General features: G+C 70.4%; 8 protein-coding genes. 2 read left to right on the forward strand and 6 right to left on the reverse strand.

Going from position 1 to position 8,735, the window contains the following annotated elements; genetic code table 11:
• The 5 genes from AC1D01_RS12170 to AC1D01_RS12190 all read right to left on the reverse strand — a co-directional run.
• Nucleotides 1–1,087: RICIN domain-containing protein (locus AC1D01_RS12170; protein ID WP_477866477.1), on the reverse strand; the 1,087-nt coding region annotated here is incomplete at its 3' end.
• Between the two features lie 170 nt (nt 1,088–1,257).
• On the reverse strand, nt 1,258–1,716 hold the full coding sequence (locus tag AC1D01_RS12175) for a hypothetical protein (protein ID WP_477866479.1): 459 nt from the start codon (nt 1,714–1,716) through the stop codon (nt 1,258–1,260).
• A 17-nt stretch (nt 1,717–1,733) separates the two neighbouring features.
• Nucleotides 1,734–2,468 carry a hypothetical protein gene (locus AC1D01_RS12180; RefSeq protein ID WP_477866481.1) on the reverse strand — a complete coding sequence of 245 codons (735 nt, stop codon included), beginning with the start codon at nt 2,466–2,468 and terminating at the stop codon, nt 1,734–1,736.
• A 138-nt stretch (nt 2,469–2,606) separates the two neighbouring features.
• Nucleotides 2,607–3,722, reverse strand: coding sequence for a PepSY-associated TM helix domain-containing protein (locus AC1D01_RS12185; RefSeq protein WP_477866483.1), 1,116 nt, complete (start codon nt 3,720–3,722; stop codon nt 2,607–2,609).
• Nucleotides 3,722–5,803, reverse strand: coding sequence for a TonB-dependent receptor family protein (locus AC1D01_RS12190; protein WP_477866485.1), 2,082 nt, complete (start codon nt 5,801–5,803; stop codon nt 3,722–3,724). Before AC1D01_RS12190 ends, AC1D01_RS12185 begins: the two co-directional genes overlap by 1 nt.
• Nucleotides 5,804–6,050: 247 nt before the next feature.
• On the opposite strand from AC1D01_RS12190, the gene AC1D01_RS12195 reads away from it, so the two are divergent.
• A complete protein-coding gene (locus AC1D01_RS12195; protein ID WP_477866487.1) occupies nt 6,051–7,034 on the forward strand; it encodes an aldo/keto reductase in 984 nt (327 codons plus the stop codon).
• Here AC1D01_RS12195 and AC1D01_RS12200 read toward each other — a convergent pair.
• A complete protein-coding gene (locus tag AC1D01_RS12200; RefSeq protein WP_477866489.1) occupies nt 7,022–7,690 on the reverse strand; it encodes a GntR family transcriptional regulator in 669 nt (222 codons plus the stop codon). The genes AC1D01_RS12195 and AC1D01_RS12200 overlap by 13 nt on opposite strands.
• 53 nt (nt 7,691–7,743) lie before the next feature.
• Between AC1D01_RS12200 and AC1D01_RS12205 the strand changes: the two genes are divergently transcribed.
• Nucleotides 7,744–8,640: an NAD(P)-dependent oxidoreductase gene (locus AC1D01_RS12205; RefSeq protein ID WP_477866491.1), complete on the forward strand. Its 897-nt coding sequence runs from the start codon at nt 7,744–7,746 to the stop codon at nt 8,638–8,640.
• Nucleotides 8,641–8,735 lie beyond the last annotated feature (95 nt).

Here is an 8,735-nt window from a genome sequence, read left to right on the forward strand (position 1 = left end):
GAGCAGGTGCGGGCGCCGGAGCCGGCGTGGGGGCAGGAGCTGGGGCAGGTGCCGGAGCGGGCGCAGGGGCCGGCGCAGGCGCCGGGGACGGCGCCGGGGCGGCCGCGACCAGCGTCCACTTCTCGGTCTCGCCGCCGTTGCAGCTCCACTGGCCGATGTGGCCGCCTTCGGCCTTGCTGAAGTTGCCGACGTCCAGGCACTTGCTGCTGTGCTTGAAGCGCACGTTCACCAGGCCGCCGCCGAGGTTGTCGAGCGTGAAGCGCTGGTTGTCGCCGCCGACGTACTGCCACTGGTGCACGTTCGCGCCATCGGCGGTCGACACGTCCTGCACGTCGACGACCTTGCCGCTGTTCGCATTGGTCAGGTGGTAGTAGCCCTCGGTGTCGCGCACCAGGTCGAACAGGCGGCCGAGCGAGCTGTTGCACGACATCTGCACGATGTCGGCGCCGCTGACCGTCGAGTCGCCGGCGACGGCCAGGCACAGGCCGCTGAAGTTGGAGCGCACGCTGTAGCGCGACGACGGGGCGGGGGCCGGCGTCGGGGCCGGGGCGGGCGCAGGGGCCGGAGCGGGCGCGCCGGCCACCGGCACGAAGGTCCACTTCTCGCTCTCGCCGTCGTTGCACTCCCACTGGCCGATGTTGCCGCCGGGCGCGCGGCTCGAATTGCCGACGTCCATGCACTTGTTGCTGTGCTTGAAGCGCACGTAGTACTTGCCGCTGCCCAGGTCCTGCAGCGTCACGCGCTGGTTGTCGCCGTTCAGCCAGGTCCACTGGTGCACGTTGGCGCCGTTGGCCGTGGAGATGTCCTGCACGTCGACGACCTTGCCGCTGTTCACGTTCACCAGCCGGTAGTAGCCCTGGCTGTCGCGCTGCAGGTCGAACTGGCGGGCGGGCGAGGTGTCGCAGGTCGATTGCACGACGTTCGCGCCTTCGGCGGTCGAGCCGCCGTCGACCGCCAGGCACAGGCCGCTGAACGATGAGCGCACGGTGTAGCGGCCGGCGGCGAGGTCGGCCGCATGGCCGAGCTGCGTGAATCCGGCGCCGACGATCAGCGCGAGGCAGAGCTTGCTGCTTCGAAACGGAAACATGGGTTGTCCTCCTGAGGGGGCTGAAGTTCGCCCGGATGGTAGGAGGGCAGCCCGTGTCGGACTGGAACCGGTTTCACGCGCTTGCAATGCTTGCGTGAGGTGGCATGAATTGGTACGTGTTCATCGTGATTTCGAATTGAGGCATATCGAAATCACGATGAACGGGGTGTTCAGAAGGCGGCGATCTGCACCAGCGGCCGGTCGAGCAGCGAGCGCAAGGCCGCGCCGAGCGCGTGGGTCAGGCGCTCGCACTCGGGCCAGTCGACGCTGCCGGAGTGGGCGCACACAATGATGACAAGCGGCGGCTCGTCGCAGCAGGGCAGCACGGCGATCGAGCCGGTGGCATGCACGAACACCGCGGAGCGCAGGCCACCCCACGGCGCGAAGTGCCGCCGCTGGCGGTGGTACAGCTGCCAGTAGCGGGTGGCGGATTCCCAGACCCCGCCGCTGCGGGTGCGGCCGCTGGTGGAATCCACGGTACCGGTCGAGGCGTCGACGAGGGCGCAGCCCTCGACGCCTGCCTGCCGGCACAGGCCTGCGAGTGCCAGGGCGACCGGATCGCGCGGCGGGCGCGGCGCTTCGAAGGTGAGGGTGGGGAGGGCGATCTGCGGGATGTCCGAGTGCTGCATCGATGTCTCCTTGGGGTTCAGCGGCTGGCCAGGCCGAGGCGCCGGCGCAGCGCGTTCAGCAGGCCGCCCGAGGCGCGGGTGGGGCGTCGCGCCGGGGCTTCGGCGCACGGCGCCGCGGCCGGCGAAGGCGAGGCGGGCTCGCCGCTCGCGCCCACCGGCTCGAGGTGCAGCAGGTTCGCGTTGGCCATCCGCGTGATGAAGGCCACGCACTTGTCGGCGGCGACATTGCTCAGCCGCATCAGCTTCTCGAGATCGAGCGAGCGCGTGAGCATGAAGCTCGCCAGGCGCAGGTTGTCGTTGTCCTCCCACATCAAGCCGCTGGGCGGCCAGCGGCGCAGCCGGAAACGGCAGCCGGCGGACAACTGCGTGAACGTGGCCGGGGCCTCGCCGGCGAAGCGGTGCTCGGCGCATTCGAGTGCCTCGACCAGCGCGTCGGGCTGCAGCGGGCTCGCGAGCACCGTGCCGGGGGCGCGGCCGGTGCGCCACGCCAGCGCACGCGCATCCTGCGCAGGCGGCGCCAGGTGCAGCGTCACCAGCGGCGGCTCGAGCATGCCGCGCACCGTGTCGATCTCGAGGCCGGCCACCAGCACGACCTCGGCGTCGCCGTCGTGCACCACCTGCCACGGGTGCTGCAGCTGGCGCGTGGCATGGGCCAGGCAGCGGCGCACCGCGCCCTCGTCGCGTGCGTCCAGCCCCTGCAGCAGCAGCCGCAAGGGCCAGCGCATCAGCTGGGTCTCCATCTCGTCGCTCATGTCCGTGCGCCTTCGTGTCCAAGTCGGAACCGGACACGCTAGCGAACAGTTCTGCAGGAACGATGCAGAAGCCGCCGAGGACACCCCAGACAAATGACCGCTGCGCGGCTCAGCGCCGGCTGACGAGCCGCAGGGAGGTCAAGGCCGGCGGCGCCACCACAGCCACACGCCGGTCAGCCCGAGGCCGCCGAGCGCGAGGCCGCTGAAGAAGATCAACACCTGCTGCGGCAGCCCGCCCAGCTCGCCGACGTGCAGCGGGTAGACCCAGGCCACCGCGCGGCTGCCGGGATCGAGGTCGCTCCAGCGCTGCACGGCCAGCACCGCGCCGGTGTGCGGGTGCAGCCACACCGAGGTGAGCCCGTTCGGGTGCGGATCGTCGGGCAGCCGCATGCGCACGCGCACCGGGCGGTCCGGGCCGGGCAGCTGGATGTAGCCGATCGGGTCATTCGGGAACTGCCGCCGCGCTTGCGCGGCCAGCTCGTCGACCGTGGCGGGCGGGCCGCCCGGTGCGTCTTTCGGCTCTTTCGGCAGCACCGGCGGGCGCGCGAAGGTGCCGCCGGCCAGGAAGGTGACGAACTCGCCGAGCGGCCGCCAGGCCATGTACGCGCCGCTCGCCACCGATACCGCGATCACCAGCCCCATCACGATGCCGCCGCTGCGGTGCAGGTCGAACAGCCCGCGCAGCACGCCCTGGCGCAGCTCGATGCGCCACGACGGCGGCCAGCGCCGCGGCCACCACAGCACCACGCCGGTCACCAGCATCGCGAGGTACACCAGCGCGCCCCAGGCGAGCATCGCCTTGCCGGTGTCCTGCAGCAGCAGCGAGCTGTGCAGCTTGAACGTGAAGCCGACGAAGCCCTCGCTGTCGCCGCGCCGGCCCTGCTCGCGGCCGGTGGACGGGTCGAAGTACACGGTGCCGCTCCAGCGCTTGCCGCGCACCAGCACCCACAGCGTCTCGTCGGCGCTGTGCGGCGGGCGGAAGGTCAGCACGCTGGCGCTGCCGAACTCCGCGACCAGCCGCTGCCGCATCGGCTCCAGCGGCACCGCGGCGCCGCCAGGGGTTTCAGCCTGGAACAGGTTCGGGTGCGCCCAGCGATCGACCGGCTGCGCGACCACCAGCACTGCGCCGAGCAGACCGACGATGGCCAGCACCCAGCCGACGCTGAGCCCGAGCCAGCGGTGCAGCCGCAGCCAGACGCGGCGCAACCCCTGGCGCCGCGACGGCGCCTGCGGCACTTGCACGGCGGCGGACATCAGAACGCCACGCGCGCCTGGACCCAGGTGGTGCGCGGTGCGCCCACCATGCGGCCGGCGTTGCCGTCGACGTTGCGCGTGTAGTAGCGCTTGTCCGTCAGGTTGTTGACGCCGAGCTGCACGTCGATCGCGGTGGCGGTCGGCAGCTTCCAGCCGACCTGCGCGTTCCACAGGCGGTAGCCGGGGACCAGGCCCGTGCCGGCGGTGGCCGATTCGTTCCAGGTGTTGGCGTTGTCCGAGAACTGCGAGCTCTGGTGCGTGCTCGACAGGCTGAACGACCACGCGGCCAGCCGGTAGCGGGCGCCGACGGTGTCGGTGTCGCGCGAGTAGAACGGCACCTCGTTGCCGGCCGTGTCGCCCGATTCCTGCAGCGCGCGGGTGTGCGTGTAGTTCGCGAACACGTTCAGGCCGGCGAGGGCGCTGTCCTTGTCGAAGCTGTAGTCGAGTGCCGTCTCGATGCCGTCGTGCTTGGTGGCGCCCAGGTTCTGGAAGACGACGTTCGGGGCCGTCGTGCCGGCGACCTGCTGGATCTGGTTGTCGAAGCGCAGCCGGAAGGCGGTGAGTTCCGCGCTCAGCGTCGCGCTCTTCCAGCGCGTGCCGAGTTCGAAGGTCTTCGCCACCTCGGGCTTCAGCGGGTTGTTCGACGTCTGCGAGTTCAGCTGGATGTTCTGCACCGGGCCGAACGAGGTGTTGTAGTTGCTGAACAGCGTCCACTCCGGAGTCACGAGCCAGGCCACGTTCAGCGACGGCAGCGCCTTGTCGTTGTCGGTCTCGAAGGTCTTGCCGGTGCCGTCGATCCGCGTGGTGCTGATGTGTTCGAAGCGAACGCCCGGCGTGATGCGCCAGCTGCCGATCGCGATGCGGTCGTCGACATACACCGAGTGCGCATCGGTCTCGTTCTCGAAGCGGGTGGTCGCGCTGACCGCGCCGCTCGCGAGCGGCGCGGTGAAGCTGTTGTCGTCACCGCGCTCGCGGATGAAACGGTAGCCCACCGTCACGTCGTGCGCGACGCTGCCGAACGCGAGGCGCTGCGTGTAGCGCGGCTCCACGCCCAGCACGCGGTAGTTGCGCGGCTGGTGCGTCAGCACCGTGCCGGCGGCGTTGATCAGCACGCTCGCGCGCGAGCTCTCGTTGTAGTAGAGCCGCACCTCGGCCTCCTGCGTGGCCGACAGCGGGTTCAGGTACCCCAGGTCGATGCCCTTGCGCACGCCGCTCCAGTAGTCGGTGGGGCGGGTGTTCTGGAACGGGTCCACGGTGTATTGCGCCGGCGTCAGGCCGCCGGGCGTGCGCGACGTGACGTCGTAGTACGACAGCTTGCCGTAGACCTCGGCCTTGCCGTCCAGCGGCTGGCGGAACTTGACGGCCAGGTCGTTCACCTTCTCGTCGCTGGCGGCGCGCCATTCGCTGCCGTCCAGGCCCGAGTACAGCAGCGCGAGGCCGAGGCCGTTGTCCAGCTCGCGGCCGAGGAACAGGCTGTACTGCGTGTTGTGCCCGCCTTCGCCGAAGCTGTTGTAGCGCACCGTGGCATCGCCGCTCAGCGCCTCGGTCGCCGGGATCGAGCGGGTGTTGAAGTTGATGATGCCGCCGACGTTCTGCGGGCCGTAGCGCACCGCGCCGCCGCCGCGCACCACGTCGACCGACTCGATGTTGTTCAGGCTCACCGGTGCGAACGACAGCTGCGGCTGGCCGTAGGGCGCGACCGCCAGCGGGATGCCGTCGAGCAGCACGGTGGAGCGCGGCGAATAGCGCCCCGTCAGGCCGCGCACGCCGATGTTCAGCGAGATCGCGCTGCCGGCGCTGCCGGAGTTCTCGGTCGATTGCACGCCGGGGATGCGGCGCATCACCTCGCCGATCGACACGGCGCCGGTCTGCTCGATCTCTTCCTTCTTCACGACGGTGCGTGCACCGGCGAAGCTCTTCACGCTGTTCTGCAGGCCGCTCCCCAGCCAGTTGCCGCTGATCTGCACCGGCTCCAGCGTGACTTCAGGGGCGGCTGCGGCCGGCGCATCGGCCTGCTGCGCGCGCACGGCGAACGGCCAGGCCGCGATGGCGAGCGCGACGGCCGTGAGCGGGCGGGCCATCGGCCGCAGGAAGGGTTGAACTGCCATGGAAAACATACTCCGGGGCCCGGTCGCGGGCAGTGTGCTGGCTGGGCGACCCACGGGCAGGACGGAGATCCGTGCGAGAGCGCGATGGCTGGCGATTGATGAAACGATGGCGACATTCGCCGACACCGCGGATGATAAATCGCCGGCGACCCGCGATGAGAAAGGTTCGCAATTGAAAAATTATCGATAATCCCGGAAGGAACCCACTGGAGACGTTTCCATGAACTACCGCGAACTCGGCCGCACCGGCTGGAAGGTGTCGACGATCAGCTTCGGCGCCTGGGCCATCGGCGGCACCTGGGGCCAGGTGAACGACGACGAATCGATGGCCGCGCTGCACCGCGCGCTCGACCTGGGCGTGAACTTCTTCGACACCGCCGACGTGTACGGCGACGGCCACAGCGAGCGGCTGATCGCGCGGCTGCGCAAGGAGCGCAGCGAGCCGTTCTACGTGGCCACCAAGGCCGGCCGGCGGCTCAGCCCGCACGTGGCCGAGGGCTACAACCGCGAGAACCTGACGGCCTTCGTCGAGCGCAGCCTGCGCAACCTCGACACCGAGGCGCTCGACCTGCTGCAGCTGCACTGCCCGCCGACGCCGGTGTACTACCTGCCCGAGGTGTTCGGCGTGCTCGACGACCTGGTGCGCGCCGGCAAGCTGCGCCACTACGGCGTCAGCGTCGAGAAGGTCGAGGAGGCGCTGAAGGCGATCGACTTCCCCGGCGTGCAGTCGGTGCAGGTCATCTACAACATCTTCCGCCAGCGGCCGGCCGAGCTGCTGTTCCGCGAGACGCTGGCGCGCCGCGTCGGCATCCTCGCGCGGCTGCCGCTGTCGTCGGGGCTGCTGTCGGGCGGGCTCACGCGGCAGACGCAGTTCGCTGCCGATGACCACCGCAGCTTCAACCGCGAAGGGGCGGCGTTCGACAAGGGCGAGACCTTCTCGGGGCTGGACTACGAGAGCGGCCTGGCGGCGGTGGAGGCGCTGCGCCCGCTGGTGCCGGCAGGGCAGTCGCTGGCGCAGTTCGCGCTGCGCTGGATCCTGATGCAGGAGGCGGTGACGTGTGCGATCCCGGGCGGCCGCCGGCCGAAGCAGATCGAGGAGAACATGCGCGCGGCCGACCTGCCGGCACTGTCAGCCGAGACGATGAAAGCTGTCGATTCGATCTACGAGAAGCACGCAAAAGCCCAGGTCCATCACCGCTGGTGATCGGCCGCTTCGAGGTAATCCCGCTTCGCGAGCTGCAGATGCGCGACGCACAACTCCGCCAGGGCCGCGTTGTCGCTGCCTTTCAGCAGCCGGATCATTTCCAGGTGCTCGTCGGCCGCGGCTTCGGCGTGCCCGGCGGCGGCGGTGCGCTGCGCCCGCACCGGCAGGCTCAGCCACATGTAGTGGCGGATCGAGCCGATCAGGTACGGGTTGCCGCAGCCGCCGAACAGCGTCAGGTGGAACTCGTCGTTGATGCGGTGCACGGTGCCGTGGTCGCCGGCCCGCAGCGCCGCGATGAACTGCTGCTGCAGCGCCTCCAGCGCCGCGACCAGCGCGGGATCGGCCGGCAGCGGGATGCGCAGCGCCGCCTGCCGCTGCAGCAGCTCGCGCACCTCGTAGATCTGCCGCACCTCGGTGGCGGCCAGCGCGCGCACGCTCGCGCCCTTGTTCTTCTCGCGCACCACGATGCCGATGCGCTCCAGCTCGGCCAGCGCACGCCGCACGCCATGCCGCGTGGCGCCGAAGCGCGCCATCAGCGGGTCTTCGACCAGCCGGCTGCCGGGCGCGAGGCGGCCGAAGATGATGTCTTCGCCGAGCAGGCGGGCGACGTCCTGGGCCTCGGCGGGCAGCGGCGGGGGTTCGGGGCGGCGCGTCATGAGCGGTCGATTCTGCCAACAGTCCCATCCACAAGACACCAGGAGACAAGCGAATGAGCAAGATCGGATTCATCGGCGCCAGCGGCCTGATGGGCCATGGCATGGCGAAGAACCTGCAACTGAAGGGCCATGCGCTGCACCTCACCGTGCACCGCAACCGCGATCGGGTGGCCGACCTGGTCGAGCGCGGCGCGGTGCAGGTGGACACGCCGGCCGAGCTGGCCGCGCGCTGCGACGTGGTGTTCATCTGCGTCACCGGCACGCCGCAGGTCGAGGGGCTGTTCGCCGGCGACGGCGGGCTGCTCGCGCGGCCGAAGCCGGGGCTGGTGGTCATCGATTGCTCGACCAGCGAGCCGGCCTCGACCGCCGCGCTGCGCGAGCGCTGTGCCGCGCAGCAGGTGCTGCTGATCGATGCGCCGCTCGCGCGTTCGGCTGCCGATGCCGAAGCCGGGCGGCTGACCGTGATGGTCGGCGCCGAGCCGCAGGATTTTGCGCGCATCGAGCCGCTGCTGCGCTGCTTTGCCGAGAACCTGCACCATGTCGGCCCGCCGGGCGCGGGGCATGTCGTCAAGCTGCTCTACAACTTCATGGCGCAGGCCATCTGCACGTCGACGGCCGAGGCGTTTGCGGTCGGCCGGCGCGCGGGCGTCGACCTGGGGCAGCTGGTGGCGGTGACGACGGTCGGTGCGGTCAACTCCGGCCTGTTCCAGGCGATGGCGAAGACGCTGCAGGGCGACGTGAAGGGCTTGTCGTTCGAGCTCGACAACGCGCGCAAGGACCTGCGCTACTACACCCACCTGGCCGAGAGCCTGACGGTGCCGGCCTGGCTGGGCGAGGCGGTGCACCAGTCGCTGACGCTGGCCAGCGCGCTGGGCCACGGCGCGAAGTTCGTGCCCTCGCTGGTCGAGGCGCAGGAGCAGATCACCGGGACGACGCTGGTGCCGCGCTGAGCCGCCATCCGTTCGCGCTCAGCCCAATCCGTTCGGGCTGAGCCCAATCCGTTCGGGCTGAGCTTGTCGAAGCCTTGGTGCCATGCGCGCAGGCC

This window comes from Rhizobacter sp. P3_B12 (genome assembly GCF_056402895.1).

Coding starts and splice junctions, on each gene's coding strand:
- AC1D01_RS12175 (WP_477866479.1), bottom strand. CDS start 1,716: ATGCAGCACTCGGACATCCCGCAGATCGCCCTCCCCACCCTCACCTTC.
- AC1D01_RS12180 (WP_477866481.1), bottom strand. CDS start 2,468: ATGAGCGACGAGATGGAGACCCAGCTGATGCGCTGGCCCTTGCGGCTG.
- AC1D01_RS12185 (WP_477866483.1), bottom strand. CDS start 3,722: ATGTCCGCCGCCGTGCAAGTGCCGCAGGCGCCGTCGCGGCGCCAGGGG.
- AC1D01_RS12190 (WP_477866485.1), bottom strand. CDS start 5,803: ATGGCCCGCCCGCTCACGGCCGTCGCGCTCGCCATCGCGGCCTGGCCG.
- AC1D01_RS12195 (WP_477866487.1), top strand. CDS start 6,051: ATGAACTACCGCGAACTCGGCCGCACCGGCTGGAAGGTGTCGACGATC.
- AC1D01_RS12200 (WP_477866489.1), bottom strand. CDS start 7,690: ATGACGCGCCGCCCCGAACCCCCGCCGCTGCCCGCCGAGGCCCAGGAC.
- AC1D01_RS12205 (WP_477866491.1), top strand. CDS start 7,744: ATGAGCAAGATCGGATTCATCGGCGCCAGCGGCCTGATGGGCCATGGC.